Source organism: Pontibacter rugosus (assembly GCF_042678745.1).
In the GTDB taxonomy this organism is placed as follows: Bacteria; Bacteroidota; Bacteroidia; order Cytophagales; family Hymenobacteraceae; genus Pontibacter; species Pontibacter rugosus.
This window is the reverse complement of the sequence record NZ_JBHTLD010000036.1, coordinates 1-16411: the sequence shown is the minus strand read 5'-3', so window position 1 is coordinate 16411 and position 16411 is coordinate 1. Positions and strand designations below refer to the sequence as shown.

At 43.3% G+C, this 16411-nt stretch carries 11 protein-coding genes and 4 tRNA genes; all 15 read left to right on the top strand.

From position 1 onward, the window contains the following. The first annotated feature begins 79 nt into the window (after positions 1-79). The 15 genes from ACFQ2O_RS06115 to ACFQ2O_RS06045 all read left to right on the top strand — a co-directional run bounded on the left by ACFQ2O_RS06115 (position 80) and on the right by ACFQ2O_RS06045 (position 16299). A complete protein-coding gene (locus ACFQ2O_RS06115; protein ID WP_377524035.1) occupies positions 80-2626 on the top strand; it encodes a M1 family aminopeptidase in 2547 nt (848 codons plus the stop codon). Between the two features lie 150 nt (positions 2627-2776). Next, a tRNA-Tyr gene (locus ACFQ2O_RS06110) sits at positions 2777-2859 on the top strand. Between the two features lie 66 nt (positions 2860-2925). Further along, positions 2926-2998 (top strand) — tRNA-Gly (locus ACFQ2O_RS06105). Positions 2999-3106: 108 nt separating this feature from the next. Further along, a tRNA-Thr gene (locus ACFQ2O_RS06100) sits at positions 3107-3178 on the top strand. Between the two features lie 73 nt (positions 3179-3251). Beyond that, on the top strand, positions 3252-4439 hold the full coding sequence (gene tuf, locus ACFQ2O_RS06095) for an elongation factor Tu (RefSeq protein ID WP_377524030.1): 1188 nt from the start codon (positions 3252-3254) through the stop codon (positions 4437-4439). Positions 4440-4546: 107 nt separating this feature from the next. Next, a tRNA-Trp gene (locus ACFQ2O_RS06090) sits at positions 4547-4619 on the top strand. A gap of 31 nt (positions 4620-4650) precedes the next feature. Beyond that, entirely contained in the window at positions 4651-4842 is a 192-nt protein-coding gene (gene secE, locus ACFQ2O_RS06085; protein ID WP_377524025.1) for a preprotein translocase subunit SecE, read from the top strand. Positions 4843-4854: 12 nt separating this feature from the next. Continuing rightward, positions 4855-5412 (top strand): transcription termination/antitermination protein NusG, encoded by a 558-nt coding sequence (gene nusG, locus ACFQ2O_RS06080; RefSeq protein ID WP_377524021.1) that lies wholly within the window; start codon positions 4855-4857, stop codon positions 5410-5412. Between the two features lie 12 nt (positions 5413-5424). Next, positions 5425-5868, top strand: a complete 444-nt coding sequence (rplK, locus tag ACFQ2O_RS06075; protein WP_377524017.1) for a 50S ribosomal protein L11 — start codon at positions 5425-5427, stop codon at positions 5866-5868. Positions 5869-5880: 12 nt separating this feature from the next. Further along, positions 5881-6573 carry a 50S ribosomal protein L1 gene (rplA, locus tag ACFQ2O_RS06070; protein ID WP_377524014.1) on the top strand — a complete coding sequence of 231 codons (693 nt, stop codon included), beginning with the start codon at positions 5881-5883 and terminating at the stop codon, positions 6571-6573. A gap of 4 nt (positions 6574-6577) precedes the next feature. Further along, on the top strand, positions 6578-7102 hold the full coding sequence (gene rplJ / locus ACFQ2O_RS06065) for a 50S ribosomal protein L10 (RefSeq protein ID WP_377524010.1): 525 nt from the start codon (positions 6578-6580) through the stop codon (positions 7100-7102). A gap of 45 nt (positions 7103-7147) precedes the next feature. Continuing rightward, on the top strand, positions 7148-7528 hold the full coding sequence (gene rplL / locus ACFQ2O_RS06060; RefSeq protein ID WP_377524007.1) for a 50S ribosomal protein L7/L12: 381 nt from the start codon (positions 7148-7150) through the stop codon (positions 7526-7528). A 161-nt stretch (positions 7529-7689) separates the two neighbouring features. Further along, a complete protein-coding gene (rpoB, locus tag ACFQ2O_RS06055; RefSeq protein WP_377524004.1) occupies positions 7690-11562 on the top strand; it encodes a DNA-directed RNA polymerase subunit beta in 3873 nt (1290 codons plus the stop codon). Between the two features lie 102 nt (positions 11563-11664). Next, the gene (gene rpoC, locus ACFQ2O_RS06050; protein WP_377524001.1) at positions 11665-15978 is read left to right on the top strand and encodes a DNA-directed RNA polymerase subunit beta'; all 4314 of its coding nucleotides are present in this window, start codon (positions 11665-11667) and stop codon (positions 15976-15978) included. A 3-nt stretch (positions 15979-15981) separates the two neighbouring features. Beyond that, positions 15982-16299, top strand: a complete 318-nt coding sequence (locus tag ACFQ2O_RS06045) for a DUF3467 domain-containing protein (protein ID WP_377523998.1) — start codon at positions 15982-15984, stop codon at positions 16297-16299. Positions 16300-16411: the final 112 nt, after the last annotated feature.

Below are 16411 nucleotides of genomic sequence, written 5' to 3'. Positions count from 1 at the left end.
CGTATGGTTTCGACCTTAAAGGTAGTGGTTTTCTCAGAGTAATTTAAGAACTTCACCTCAAATTTAAAACATTCAAAGCATGAATCATAGGTTTCTCAGCATAGTAGGTTTAGCAGCCTCTATGGCTTTTGCCAGTGGCTGTAACACCAACAAAGCTGTTGTAGATGCTAAAGCCAAAGCACCGGCGGCAGGTATATCCACCGAAGCTCCCGCAGATACCATACCGGTGTGGGCATCAAAGAAGTATAAATTTAACCCTTCCCGAACAAAAGAACACGACCTGCTGCACACTATGCTGCGCGTGAGGTTTGATTGGGAGAAGCAATATTTAAAGGGTAGTGCAGAGTTAACCCTAAAGCCTTATTTCTATCCGCAGGACACACTGGTGCTGGATGCCAAAGGAATGGATATCCACAGTGTAAGCCTGATGCGAGGGAATGATGCGACTCCGCTAACGTATGGTTATGATGGGCAGAAGCTCTCTATCAAGCTAAACAAGACCTATACCCGCGATGAGAAGTACACGGTGGAAGTTATCTATACCGCCAAGCCAAACGAACTTGTTACCGGAGGGTCGGATGCGATTACCTCAGACAAAGGGTTATACTTTATAAACCCACTGGGAGAGGAGGCTAACAAGCCAAGGCAGATATGGACGCAGGGCGAGACAGAAGCAAACTCTGCCTGGTTCCCAACCATTGATGCGCCAAACGAGCGCATGACGCAGGATATTTATGTGACGGTTGATCCTAAGTTCACAACCCTTTCGAATGGAGCGTTTGTTTACTCGCGCCAAAATGCTGACGGTACCAAAACAGACTACTGGAAGCAGGAACTGCCACATGCGCCATACTTAGCCACACTTGTTGTTGGAGAATATGCCGTGGTGAAGGATAAGTGGCGTGATAAGGAGGTGAACTATTATGTAGAGCCGGCTTATAAAGAAACAGCAAAAAAGATATTCGGTAATACGCCAGCCATGATGGAATTCTTTTCACAGAAGCTGGGTGTAGCGTATCCCTGGGCAAAATACTCGCAGGTGGTAGTGCGCGACTTTGTGTCGGGTGCCATGGAGAATACCTCGGCCTCAACTTTTATGGAAGCGCTGCAGTTAAACGAGCGCGAACTGCTGGACAAAAGCTGGGATGGCATTATAGCGCATGAGCTGTTCCATCAGTGGTTTGGAGATTACGTGACGACAGAATCGTGGGCAAACCTGCCGCTGAATGAAGCCTTTGCTAACTATTCTGAGTATCTATGGGCCGAACACAAGTATGGCGCTGATGAAGCTGCTTACCTGCACGTAGATGAGCTGGGGCAGTACCTGAGTGAAGCAGAAGGGAAGCGGGAGCCGTTAATCCGTTATCACTACAAAGACCGCGAAGACATGTTTGATAGCCACTCCTATGCCAAAGGAGGCCGCGTGCTGCACATGTTGCGCAAATTAGTAGGCGATGATGCCTGGTGGGCTTCCCTTAATTTATACCTGACACGGAATAAGTTTTCTGATGTAGAGGTGGCTGAACTACGGATGGCTTTTGAAGATGTGACTGGACAAGACCTTATGTGGTTTTTTGACCAGTGGTTTATGAAGCCAGGACATCCGGAATTGAAAGTGGAGCATTCCTATGCCAATGGCAGGCTTCAGCTACAGGTGCAGCAGGTGCAGGATTCAGCGTATGCGCCTGTTTACAGGTTGCCGCTACAGGTGGCAGTATGGGCAGGAGGTAAAAAGCAACTGCACTCTATTGTTGTAGACAAAGCAGAGCAGACTTTCAGCCTTGCTGTGGAGGCGCAGCCACAAGCAGTGTTGTTTGATGTAGAGCAGCAGGTGTTGGGAGAGGTGCAACATGCCAAAACCGATCAGGAACTCCTCTACCAGTTTCAGAATGCAAGACAGTTTATTCCAAAAATGGAAGCACTTGCTAAATTAGAAGAGAAAGTAACGGAGCCGCAAGTGCGTACCATGTACATCAGTGCTTTAAAAGATGATTTCTGGGCAGTGCGAAGTATGGCCGTTAATACGCTTAGCAGTTTGAAAGAGGGAGACGCAGCTGCGGTAGAGTCCCTGATACAAAATATTGCAACGCGGGATAAGAAAGGTTCTGTGCGGGCTGATGCCATACTTGCCTTGGCTGGCCGGAACGGTGCTAAATACCAGCAACTGTTTCAAAATGCGATGAATGATAGTTCTTACCAAGTAACAGCGGCAGCTATACTTGCCTATGCGGGAACAGGTGCATCGGACACAAAAGAGAAGCTGGCGCGTTTCGATAAAGAAGAAAACGAAGACATTGTACTGTCTTTAGCAACATACTATGCCGTGCAGGGAGGGCCAGAAAAGTTCGACTGGTTTATGAAAAACATAAAATCAGCCAATGGAGGTGAACTTTATTACATGCTGCAAAGCTTCGGGGCATACTTAGCTAGTAACAGTACTACAAATACACCAGAGGTAATAAACATGCTAGGTGATATGGCCAAGAACCACCGTTTATATTACGTGCGTGCAGCTGCCTATCAGGCACTTATGGTCATGTCGGAGAAAGAGGAGGTGCAAGCATTATTGGAGCAAATAAGAGCTTCTGAGAAGGACGAACGCCTGCTTGAAATGTATGGGCAATAGTGGCAGCAGAAAATATTTTACATTTTTTTGCCGAATTATTTGACTTAGATAAAAAAGGGCTTAATTTTGCATCTCCTTAGAACGAAAAACACAGCGCAAGCGGTGGAAGTGAAAGGAAGAGTTCTGCTGATTTAATGCAAAATTAGCTTCGGGGAGGTTCCAGAGCGGCCAAATGGGACGGACTGTAACTCCGTTAGCGTAAGCTTTCGCAGGTTCGAATCCTGCTCTCCCCACTGTTTAATTTGAATGACTGATTTTTTGTTCAGTCATTCAAATTAAATTTTTTAGGATTAATTAAAGCGGGAGTAGCTCAGTTGGTAGAGCGATAGCCTTCCAAGCTATAGGCCGCGAGTTCGACCCTCGTCTCCCGCTCACAGAAGTCAGAAAACTTATTTACTAACAAGGACTGGAGAAGGAAATTCATGCAGATGAGCTTCCTTTTTAGTGTAAATAGGGTTGTAGTTTCTGATGGCTTTAAAAGCCGACGTAGCTCAGGGGTAGAGTGCTTCCTTGGTAAGGAAGAGGTCGTGGGTTCAATTCCCATCGTTGGCTCACAGTCCGTTACGTGTATATTTAAAAGCGCGACATAAACTTAAACGTTTTAACCTTAATTTAATATCATACAATGGCTAAAGAAACATTTGACCGTTCCAAACCGCACGTAAATATCGGTACTATCGGTCACGTTGACCACGGCAAAACTACTTTAACTGCTGCTATATCTACTGTATTAGCTGGCAAAGGTCTTGCTACACTTCGTGACTTCTCTTCAATTGACAATGCTCCTGAAGAAAAAGAAAGAGGTATCACTATCAATACATCACACGTAGAGTACGCAACTGAAAACCGTCACTATGCACACGTTGACTGTCCTGGTCACGCTGACTATGTGAAGAACATGGTTACTGGTGCTGCCCAGATGGATGGTGCTATTCTAGTGGTTGCTGCTACTGATGGCCCAATGCCACAGACGCGTGAGCACATCCTTCTTGCTCGTCAGGTAGGTGTACCTCAGCTAGTAGTATTCATGAACAAAGTTGACATGGTGGATGATCCAGAGCTTCTTGAGCTTGTTGAGATGGAAATCCGTGAGCTTCTTTCGTTCTATGATTTCGATGGCGACAACATTCCGGTAATTCAGGGTTCTGCTCTTGGTGGCCTTAACGGCGATGCTAAGTGGGTAGCTACTATCGAAGAACTGATGGCTGCTGTTGACTCTTACATTCCACTTCCAGAGCGTCTGGTTGACCTTCCATTCTTGATGCCAGTTGAGGACGTGTTCTCAATCACTGGTCGTGGTACAGTTGCTACTGGCCGTATCGAGCGTGGTATCATCAACTCTGGTGAGCAGGTTGATATCCTGGGTATGGGTGCTGAGAACTTGAAGTCTACAGTTACTGGTGTTGAGATGTTCCGTAAGATTCTTGACAGAGGTGAAGCTGGTGACAACGTAGGTCTTCTTCTGCGTGGTATAGAGAAAACTGATATCCGTCGTGGTATGGTGATCTGTAAGCCAGGTTCTGTGAAGCCTCACACTAAATTCAAAGCTGAAGTTTACGTTCTTTCTAAAGAAGAAGGTGGACGTCACACTCCATTCTTCAACAGATACCGTCCACAGTTCTACTTCAGAACCACAGACGTAACTGGAGAGATCATGCTTCCTGAAGGCGTAGAAATGGTAATGCCAGGTGATAACATCACTATTGACGTAACCTTGATCAACGCTGTAGCAATGGAAAAAGGTCTACGTTTCGCTATCCGTGAGGGTGGTAGAACAGTAGGTGCTGGTCAGGTAACTGAAATCCTTGACTAATAATATGTTTCAAACCCGTTCTTGAAAAGTTTTTCGAGAACGGGTTTGTTTTCATAATTCTTTTGAATAAATTTGCACTCCATTGTAAAAGTGGCGTGCATTTTTTTACGGGTGTAGCTCAATTGGTAGAGTAGTGGTCTCCAAAACCATTGGCTGGGAGTTCGAGTCTCTCCACCCGTGCAATTTTTATCACTATCTGGAAAGCGAAGCGATGAGCAGTATTAGAACTTATATAAACGACACAGTCGAAGAGATGAAGGAAAGAGTCTCTTGGCCAACTTATTCTGAGTTGCAGAATAGCTCAATATTGGTGTTGATAGGTTCTTTGATATTTGCTCTTGTGGTTGGTGCTATGGACTTTGCGTTCGATTCAGTACTGACGTGGTTTTACAACCAGTTTTAAATTAGAAGGTATATGGCTGATTTGAAATGGTATGTAGTTCGCGCTGTTAGTGGCCAGGAGAAAAAAGCTAAGGCTTACCTGGAAAATGAAATAATGAGACATAATCTCGATGAGTACGTTCCGCAGGTTTTAATTCCTGCTGAGAAAGTGTACGAAATGAGAAATGGGAAGAAAAGAATCAGAGAGAGAAGTTTTTTTCCAGGCTATGTCTTGGTTCATGCCGATCTATCTCATGGTGAAGCAGAGCACATTATTATTAGTACTCCGGGTGTAATTGGTTTCCTCGGCGGAGAGAATAGCTCTCCAAATAAAAAACCAGTTCCATTGCGTCAGTCTGAGGTTAACAGGATTTTGGGAACGGTAGACGAGGCAGAGGAGCAGGCGGAAATATTAGATACGCCGTTTGTAGTTGGAGAGATTGTGAAAGTGATGGATGGTCCTTTCAGTGGTTTCGCTGGAACTGTTGAGGAAGTGTTTGAAGAGCGTAAGAAGCTTAACGTAATGGTGAAGATCTTTGGTCGTAATACACCAGTTGAGCTGAACTACATGCAAGTAGAAAAAGAATCGTAGTAAATAAATATAATGGCAAAGGAAATTAAAGGTTACCTGAAACTTCAGGTAAAGGGAGGTGCCGCGAATCCATCGCCACCGATTGGACCTGCACTTGGTTCTAAAGGTCTTAATATCATGGAGTTCTGTAAGCAGTTTAATGCTAGAACACAAGATAAGCCAGGACAAGTGTTACCAGTATTGATTACAATCTATGCAGATAAGTCTTTCGACTTCGTTATTAAAACGCCACCTGCTCCAGTATTGTTAATGGATGCTGCTAAAATCAAGGGAGGTTCTAAAGAGCCAAACCGTAACAAAGTAGGTTCAGTAACTTGGGATCAGGTAAGAGAGATTGCCGAGACAAAGATGCCTGATCTAAATGCTTTCAGACTTGAGTCAGCGATGAAGCAAGTAGCCGGAACGGCAAGAAGCATGGGTATCACAGTTTCTGGTACAGCTCCGTGGAACGAATAACAGTTAAGAGAAATGACTAAGTTATCTAAAAACAGAAAAGCGGCCTTAGCCAAGGCTGACTTAACACAAGAGTATTCTCTAACGGATGCGGCTTCAGTAGTAAAAGATATTACTTTTACAAAGTTTGACGCTTCTGTGGATATCGACGTACGTTTGGGCGTGGATCCGCGTAAGGCCGACCAAATGGTTCGTGGTATTGTAACACTGCCTCATGGTACTGGTAAAGACGTGAAGGTACTTGCACTTGTTACTCCAGATAAAGAGCAGGAAGCAAAAGACGCCGGTGCTGATTTTGTAGGTCTTGATGATTATATCCAAAAGATCGAAAAAGGTTGGACGGATGTAGATGTTATCATCACCATGCCTGCAGTAATGGCTAAAGTAGGTCGTTTAGGTAGAATATTAGGTCCTCGTAATCTAATGCCAAACCCTAAGTCAGGTACAGTAACGCAAGATGTGGCTAAAGCTGTGAAAGAAGTTAAAGCTGGTAAAATCGACTTTAAAGTTGACAAATTCGGTATCATTCACACAAGTGTAGGCAAAGTGTCTTTCTCTGCAGAGCAGTTAGCTGCAAACGCAGGAGAAGTGCTTCAAACACTAAACCGCTTAAAGCCATCTTCTGCTAAAGGTACTTATATCAAGAGCATAACATTGTCTAGTACAATGAGCCCGGCCGTAATTGTAGACAAGAACACAGCGATCTAAGAACATGACCAGGGAAGAAAAAGAGATAATTGTAAAAGACCTGAGCGAGAAGCTTGCCAATACAGCATACTTCTATATCACGGATGCCTCTACTATGAGTGTAGCAAGTGTTAATGCGTTCAGAAGACTTGCATTTGATAGAGATATCGAATATAAAGTATATAAGAATTCACTTATCAAGAAGGCGCTAGATACTTTAGAAGCTGATACTTCTGCGCTGGATGATGTTTTAAAGGGCGCTTCCGGTATCCTGTTCGGTAAAGAAACAGGCAATGCTCCTGCAAAACTGATCCAAGACTTCAGAAAAAAAGGCAATCCGCTTCCTCTGTTGAAGGGTGCTTATATCGACAGCGGTATTTATGTTGGCGATGAGCAGCTTGATGCATTGACTAAAATCAAGTCTAGAGAGGAACTCATTGGCGAGATCATTGGTCTTCTTCAGTCTCCTGCTAAGAATGTTGTTTCTGCGCTTCAAAGCAGCGGCGGCAAATTGGCCGGAATCCTGAAAACATTATCAGAGAAAGAATAATTTTAAAAAAAACGTAATCAATAAGTAACTTTTAATTTCATAAAAATGGCAGATTTGAAAGCATTCGCTGAGCAGTTAGTAAACTTGACTGTTAAAGAAGTTAACGAACTAGCTACTATTCTTAAGGATGAGTATGGCATCGAGCCTGCTGCTGCTGCTCCAGTAATGATGGCTGGTGGCGCTGGTGCTGAAGGAGGAGCTGCTGCAGAGGAGAAATCTTCTTTTGACGTAATCCTTAAGGCAGCAGGTGCTCAGAAACTAGCAGTTGTTAAGCTAGTTAAAGAGCTTACTGGTCTTGGTCTGAAAGAGGCTAAAGAATTAGTAGACAGTGCTCCAAAAGCTCTGAAAGAAGGTGTAGCTAAAGATGAGGCTGACTCACTGAAGAAATCTTTGGAAGAAGCTGGTGCTGAAGTGGAGGTTAAATAATCCCACTTTATCAACATACTGATAACAGGTAGACCTGGCGATGTAGTCAGGTCTTTTCCTGTTTCTATAAAGATTCAATAAATTTGAATCTTTTTTTTGCCCACAGTTGTTTTGGACTCTGTGTGCTAAATAACTTATTGTTAACGTAAAATTCCAAGGCTTTGGCTAAGAACAAAACGACAGAACGAATCAATTTTGCCTCTATAAAGCCGGTGATTGACTATCCTGACTTTTTGGATGTTCAGGTGCAGTCATTCCAAGACTTTTTTCAGCTGGAAACTCCTGCTGCAAATAGAGCCCAGGAAGGTTTGTTTAAGGTTTTCGCCGAAAACTTTCCTATTTCAGATTCAAGAGAAAACTTCGTACTGGAGTTTATCGACTATCATATAGATCCTCCTAAATATTCTGTTGATGAGAGTATTGATAGAGGACTTACCTATTCAGTACCATTAAAAGCTAAGCTTCGCCTTATCTGTAATGATGAGGATAACGAAGATTTTGAAACAATTGAGCAGGAAGTATTCTTGGGTAATATCCCATATATGACTGAAAAAGGCTCTTTTGTAATCAATGGAGCTGAACGTGTTATAGTTTCTCAGTTGCACAGATCACCAGGCGTGTTCTTTGCACAGAGCAAGCACACCAATGGTACGAAATTATATTCAGCGAGAATCATTCCTTTCAAAGGATCTTGGGTAGAGTTTGCTACAGACGTGAATAACGTGATGTATGCTTACATCGACCGTAAGAAAAAGTTTCCTGTAACTACGCTGCTTCGTGCAATCGGTTATGGTACAGATAAGGATATTTTGGACCTGTTTGGCCTTTCAGAAGAAATTTCAGCAGATAAAAAGACGCTAAAAGATACTATTGGCCGCAGGTTGGCTGCACGTGTTCTTAGAACATGGACAGAAGACTTTGTGGATGAAGATACAGGTGAAGTAGTTTCTATCGATAGAAATGAAGTGATATTAGAGCGTGACTCTGAGATCACTGCAGAAGATATCGATGTGATTGTTGACTCGGGTGTAAAATCAATTATCCTGCACCGGGAAAACGTGAATATTGCGGATTATGCAATCATTTATAACACGCTTCAAAAAGATAACTCAAACTCTGAGCAGGAAGCGGTAGAGCAGATTTACCGTCAGTTAAGAAACACAGAAGCGCCTGACGTTGAAACAGCTCGTGATATTATCCAGAAGCTGTTCTTCTCAGATAAGCGTTATGACCTAGGTGAAGTTGGACGCTATAGAATCAACAAGAAATTAGGTCTTGATACAAACTGGGATGCTAAGGTATTAACAAATGAGGACATTGTTCTTATTGTGAAGTATCTGATCGGTTTGATCAACTCTAAAGCTGTTGTGGATGATATTGACCACTTGAGCAACCGCCGTGTAAGAACAGTGGGTGAACAGCTTTATGCACAGTTTGGAGTAGGTTTGGCTCGTATGGCCAGAACTATTAAGGAGCGTATGAACGTACGTGATAACGAAGATTTCAAGCCAGTTGATTTGATCAACGCGCGTACGCTATCATCTGTTATCAACTCGTTCTTCGGAACGAACCAGTTGTCTCAGTTCATGGACCAGACAAACCCGCTTGCTGAAGTGACGCATAAGCGTCGTGTATCAGCATTAGGGCCAGGTGGTCTGTCAAGAGAGCGTGCAGGTTTCGAGGTTCGTGACGTTCACTATACACACTATGGTCGTCTTTGTACTATTGAAACACCAGAAGGGCCGAACATCGGTTTGATTTCTTCTCTATGTGTACATGCTCGTGTAAACCACATGGGCTTTATTGAGACGCCTTATCGTAAGGTGATTGAAGGTAAAGTAGTAGTAGATGGTACTGTAGAGTATCTGACAGCAGAGGAAGAAGATACACACCACATCGCACAGGCAAATGCCGTGATTGATGAAGGTGGAAATTTTGTAAATCCTACTGTAAAAGGGCGTTTCGAAGGTGACTTCCCTGTTGAAGCACCGGAAACTTATACCTATATGGACGTTGCTCCGAACCAGATTGTATCGGTGGCAGCTTCTATGATTCCATTCCTGGAGCATGATGATGCTAACCGTGCCCTGATGGGTTCAAACATGCAACGTCAGGCTGTTCCTTTACTTAAGCCTGAGGCGCCGATTGTTGGTACAGGTTTGGAAAGAAGAGCTGCTATTGATTCGCGTGCTTTAGTGATCGCAGAAGGAAATGGTGTGATTGACTTCGTGGATGCTACTAAGATTGTTGTGAAGTATGATTTGAGCGAAGAAGAGAAATTAGTCTCTTTTGATGCAGAATATGTTACTTACAAGTTGGTTAAATTCAGAAGAACAAACCAAGATACATGCATTAACCTGACTCCACTTGTGAAGAAGGGTGATCGTGTAGTAAAAGGGGAGCCACTTTGCGAAGGTTATGCTACCAACAACGGTGAACTAGCTATTGGACGAAACATGCAGGTGGCTTTCATGCCATGGCAAGGTTATAACTTTGAGGATGCTATTGTTATTTCTGAAAAAGTTGTTCGTGACGATGTTTTCACTTCAATTCACATTGAAGAATTTGAATTAGAAGTTCGTGAAACGAAACGTGGCGAAGAAGAACTAACTTCAGAAATACCTAACGTTAGTGAAGAGGCAGTTAGAAACCTGGATGAGAACGGTATCATTCGTATCGGTGCAGAGATCACAGAAGGAGATATCTTGATTGGTAAGATTACGCCAAAAGGAGAGACTGATCCAACACCAGAAGAGAAACTGTTAAGAGCAATCTTTGGTGACAAAGCTGGTGATGTGAAGGATGCATCGATGAAAGCACCTCCATCATTAAATGGGGTTGTAATCGATACTAAATTGTTCTCTCGTCCTAAGAAAGACAAAAACCTTCGGGCGAAATCTAAGAAAGAGGTTGAAGAACTTAAGGTTAAGTATTCTAAGGAATTAACTGCTATCAAGAATGTGATGGTTGATAAGCTTGTGACGCTGCTTGAAGGTAAAACGACACAAGGCATTCGCCACAAGTTTGGAGATGATATTCTTTCTAAAGGAGTGAAGTTCTCCAGAAGGAATGTTACAGAAGCGTTGTTCCCAGAGAAAAACCCATACAAGGACGAAAGCAACTACGCAGTACCTGAAGAAGTGAATATGTTCAAAGACCTTATTTTAGAGGATTGGACAGCTGATGAGAAAACGAACAATATGTTGGTAGAGCTTGTTAAGAACTACAACAAACGTCGCAACATTGTATCAGCACACTTCAAGCGCGAACGATTTACTCTTGAAGTAGGGGATGAATTGCCAGCTGGTATTGTTCAGTTAGCTAAAGTATATGTTGCCAAGAAGCGTAAGTTGAAAGTTGGTGACAAGATGGCCGGACGTCACGGTAACAAGGGTGTAGTAGCCCGTATCGTGCGTGAGGAAGACATGCCGTTCCTGGAGGATGGAACGCCAATGGATATCGTATTGAACCCACTTGGTGTACCTTCAAGGATGAACATTGGCCAGATCTATGAGACTGTACTTGGATGGGCAGGATTGAAATTAGGTAGAAAATATGCTACTCCTATTTTCGATGGTGCTACAGAAGAGCAAGTTTCTGCAGAGTTGGCTGAAGCTGGTCTGCCACACTTCGGACGTTCATACTTATTTGACGGCTTAAGCGGGGATAGATTTGATCAACCAGTTACAGTTGGCGTGATTTACATGCTGAAACTAGGACACTTGGTTGATGACAAAATGCACGCTCGTTCAATCGGACCATACTCACTGATTACACAGCAGCCATTAGGTGGTAAAGCACAGTTTGGTGGTCAGCGATTTGGAGAGATGGAAGTGTGGGCGCTAGAGGCATTTGGTGCTTCGAACGTACTGCAGGAAATACTTACAGTAAAATCAGACGACGTGATAGGTCGTGCGAAAGCCTACGAAGCAATCGTAAAAGGCGACGTGCTTCCTAAGCCAAATATTCCAGAATCATTCAACGTATTGATTCATGAGTTAAGAGGCTTAGCTCTGGAGATTACACTAGAGTAAAAGTATAAATGACAAGCGCCGCGGCAATAGCCATGGCGCTTGTCATACTTATACTTATTAAGCTGTAAGGCATATTTATAGTATCGACATTATTCTAATAATATGGCATTTGCGAAAAATAAAAAGCTAACTCAGGACTTCTCGAAAGTAACGATCAGCTTGGCTTCGCCAGAGTCAATCCTGGAGCGTTCCAACGGTGAGGTAGTAAAGCCTGAGACCATAAACTATAGAACCTATAAGCCTGAAATGGGTGGTCTATTCTGCGAAAGAATATTCGGACCCGTAAAGGACTGGGAATGCCACTGCGGAAAGTATAAAAGAATCAGATACAAAGGCATCATCTGCGACCGTTGCGGTGTAGAGGTGACTGAGAAAAAAGTGCGTCGTGAGCGTATGGGCCATATTGAGCTTGTTGTTCCTGTAGCGCATATCTGGTACTTTAAATCCCTTCCGAATAAAATAGGGTATCTGTTAGGCTTACCAACAAAGAAGCTTGATCAGATTATCTACTATGAAAGATATGTAGTTATCCAGCCGGGTATCTTGGCAGAAGACGGTGTGAACATACTGGACTTCCTGACTGAAGATGAGTACCTGGATATGGTGGATAAGCTGCCACGCGAAAACCAAATGTTGGATAATAACGATCCAAATAAGTTTATCGCTAAGATGGGTGCAGAAGCGCTGCAAATGTTGTTAGAGCGCATTAATTTGGATGATCTATCGTACGAACTGCGTCATGCAGCAGCTCACGAAACATCGCAGCAGCGTAAAGCTGAGGCGTTGAAGCGTTTGCGCGTAGTAGAAGCTTTCCGTGATGCAACAACACGGATAGAAAACAGACCAGAATGGATGATCATCCGCATGGTACCTGTTATTCCGCCAGAACTTCGCCCATTAGTTCCATTAGATGGCGGTCGTTTTGCTACATCTGACTTGAACGATCTTTACAGACGTGTTATTATTCGTAACAACCGTCTGAAGCGTTTGATCGAAATTAAGGCTCCTGAAGTAATTCTTCGTAACGAGAAGCGTATGCTACAGGAAGCGGTTGACTCCCTGTTCGACAACTCACGTAAAGTGAACGCTGTTCGTGCAGAAGGTAACCGTGCACTGAAGTCACTTTCTGACATGCTGAAAGGTAAGCAAGGACGATTCCGTCAGAACTTACTAGGTAAGCGTGTGGATTACTCTGGACGTTCAGTAATTGTGGTTGGTCCTGAACTGAAGCTACATGAGTGTGGTCTGCCGAAGAACATGGCAGCTGAACTTTTCAAGCCGTTCATCATACGCAAGCTGATCGAAAGAGGTATCGTTAAGACGGTAAAGTCTGCCAAGAAAATAGTTGATCGTAAAGATCCTGTAGTTTGGGATATTCTGGAGAATGTGCTGAAAGGCCATCCGGTACTCCTTAACCGTGCTCCTACGCTCCACAGACTTGGTATCCAGGCATTCCAGCCGAAGCTGATCGAGGGAAAGGCAATCCAGCTGCACCCGCTAGTATGTACAGCGTTTAACGCCGACTTTGACGGTGACCAGATGGCGGTGCACGTTCCACTAGGACCTGCTGCTGTTTTGGAAGCCTCTATGCTAATGCTGGCGTCGCATAACATACTGAACCCTGCTAACGGTGCTCCAATTGCAGTACCTTCTCAGGACATGGTACTAGGTTTATACTACGTATCTAAAGGAAAGCGTACCACTGAGAATGAGAAAATCGAAGGTGAAGGAATGAGCTTCTACTCTGCAGAGGAAGTTATCATTGCTATCAACGAGAAAATCATATCAAAGCATGCTTATATCAAGGTTAGAACAAAGATAAGAAACGAGCAAGGGGAACTAGAGTTCAAATCTATTGAAACAGTTGCTGGCCGTGTAATCTTCAATCAGTTTGTACCTGAAGAAGTAGGCTATATAGATGAACTGCTTACGAAGAAAAAACTGCAGCAGATCATTTCAAGAGTATTCAAAGAAACGGGTATGGCCCGTACTGCTCAGTTCCTAGATGATATTAAAACACTTGGATTCCAGTCTGCTTATAAAGGCGGATTGTCAATGGGTCTTGGTGATATCAACATCCCGGCTGAGAAGGAGATACTTGTAAATCAGGCTAAGAGTGATGTGGAAGCTGTATGGCAAAACTACTCTATGGGTCTGATAACAGATAATGAGCGTTACAACCAGGTTATTGATATCTGGACTCGTATCAACAACCAGATAACAGAAACGTTGATGCGACGCCTGGAAAATGAAGATCAAGGGTTCAACTCAATCTTCATGATGATGCACTCTGGTGCACGTGGTTCCAGAGAGCAGATTCGTCAGTTAGGTGGTATGAGAGGTCTGATGGCTAAGCCACAGAAATCTCTTCAAGGTTCTGTGGGTGAGATTATCGAAAACCCGATCCTTTCTAACTTCAAAGAAGGTCTGGATGTAATCGAGTATTTTATCTCTACACACGGTGCACGTAAAGGTCTTGCGGATACAGCTCTTAAAACGGCAGATGCTGGTTACCTGACACGTAGATTGGTTGACGTATCACAAGATGTGATCGTGAACGAAGAAGACTGCGGTACTTTAAGAGGACTGGAAGTAAGTGCACTGAAAGATAACGAAGATATCGTTGAATCTCTGTCAGAGCGTATTCTGGGACGTGTGGCTGTACATGATGTGTATGACCCAATCACGAATGAGCTTATCACTGAATCGGGTGTCGAAATAACTGAAGAAGTAGCAAAAGCAATAGAAAACACTGCAATCGAAGCAGTAGAAATACGTTCTGTATTGACTTGTGAGTCGAAGAGAGGTATTTGTGCAAAATGCTACGGCCGTAACCTGGCAACAGGATTTATGGTGCAGAAAGGTGAAGCAGTAGGTGTTATTGCAGCACAATCTATTGGTGAGCCAGGAACTCAGTTAACACTTCGTACTTTCCACGTGGGTGGTACAGCGTCTAACATTGCGGTAGATGCAACCATACTTGCGAAATTCGGTGGTAAAGTAGAGTATGAGGATGTTCGCTCTTTAGATACGGTTAATAATGAAGGCAACCCTGTAAAAGTCGTAATGGGACGTTCAGGAGAAGTTAGAATTGTTGATCCTAATACAGGGAAGCTTTTAATAAGCAACCACGTTCCTTATGGCTCTTTCTTGCATGTTAATGAGGGACAGATTGTAGAGAAAGGTGCACAGCTTTGTAATTGGGATCCATATAACGCTGTTATACTTTCAGAATTTGACGGTGAAATAGCATATGAATCAATCATCGAGGGTGTAACCTATCGTGAGGAGTCAGATGAGCAGACAGGTTACCGTGAGAAAGTAATTATCGATACAAAAGATAAGACACAAAACCCTGCCATACTTGTTAATCCGAAAAATGGAGAGCCAAAAGGTTATAACATACCAGTAGGTGCTCACTTAACGGTAGAGAACGGTGAGAAAATCAAGGCAGGTCAAATCCTTGTTAAGATTCCTCGTGCTATCGGTAAAACAAGAGATATTACAGGTGGTCTTCCACGCGTTACAGAACTTTTCGAAGCTCGTAATCCATCTAACCCGGCAGTTGTGTCTGAAATTGATGGTGTAGTAACATATGGAAATGTGAAGCGTGGTAACCGTGAAATCTACATAGAGTCGAAAGACGGAGTGAAGAAGAAGTACATGGTGCCGCTTTCCAAGCACATCCTGGTGCAGGACAATGACTTTATCCGTGCAGGTATGCCTTTGTCAGACGGTGCTATAACACCAAATGACATTCTGAATATTCAAGGACCAGGTGCAGTTCAAGAATACCTGGTAAATGAAATTCAGGAAGTATACCGTCTGCAGGGTGTGAAGATTAACGATAAGCACATTGAAGTGGTAGTACGCCAAATGATGCAGAAAGTGATCGTTGTAGATGCAGGTGATACAAGCTTCTTGGAGAACCAGTCTGTGGATAAGATTACATTCATGGAAGAAAACGACCGCATCATAGATATGAAAGTGGTAGAAGAAGCCGGAGATTCTGCTGACTTGAAACCAGGACAGATCGTAACGGCACGCCGTCTGCGAGATGAGAACTCAAGTCTGAAGCGCCGTGACCTGAAATTGGTAACTGTAAGAGATGCATCACCAGCTGTATCTCGTCCAACTTTACAAGGTATCACACAAGCTTCATTGGGAACTCAAAGCTTTATTTCTGCAGCATCATTCCAGGAAACAACAAAAGTACTGAGTGAAGCCGCAATTAAAGGTAAAGCTGATGAACTGCTAGGATTGAAAGAAAATGTAATTGTAGGACACCTAATCCCTGCCGGTACAGGTCTGCGTGAATACCAGAACCTGATTGTAGGGAGCCAGGATGAATATGATTCGTTGGTAGAGTCTAAAAAGGCTACTACAAAAAGACAGCAGGAATTGCAAAACCGATAAACAATGGCTGAAGATCTGCAAAAGCAAAATCAGATTAGCATTGAGCTAACAGAGGAGGTGGCAGAAGGTGAGTATGTAAATCTTGCCATGATCGCACACTCTAGCAGCGAATTTGTAGTCGATTTTATAAAGCTAATGCCCGGTCTGCCAAAAGCGAAAGTAAAATCAAGAATTGTTATCACACCAGAGCATGCCAAAAGACTATTGGCTGCTCTGGCAGATAATATAAAAAAGTTTGAGGATAGCTTTGGTGAAATTAAGCAGACACAGGATACTCCTTCCTTCCCGATGAACTTCGGAGGAACGGTAGGAGAAGCCTAAGGTGCAGAGAATTAATGAATTAAAATTTTGAATTTGCAAAGTGATTTTTATACCTTTGCAGACCAAAATTAAAAGTGGAAAAATCTATAATTAACAGCTAGTAAATGCCTAC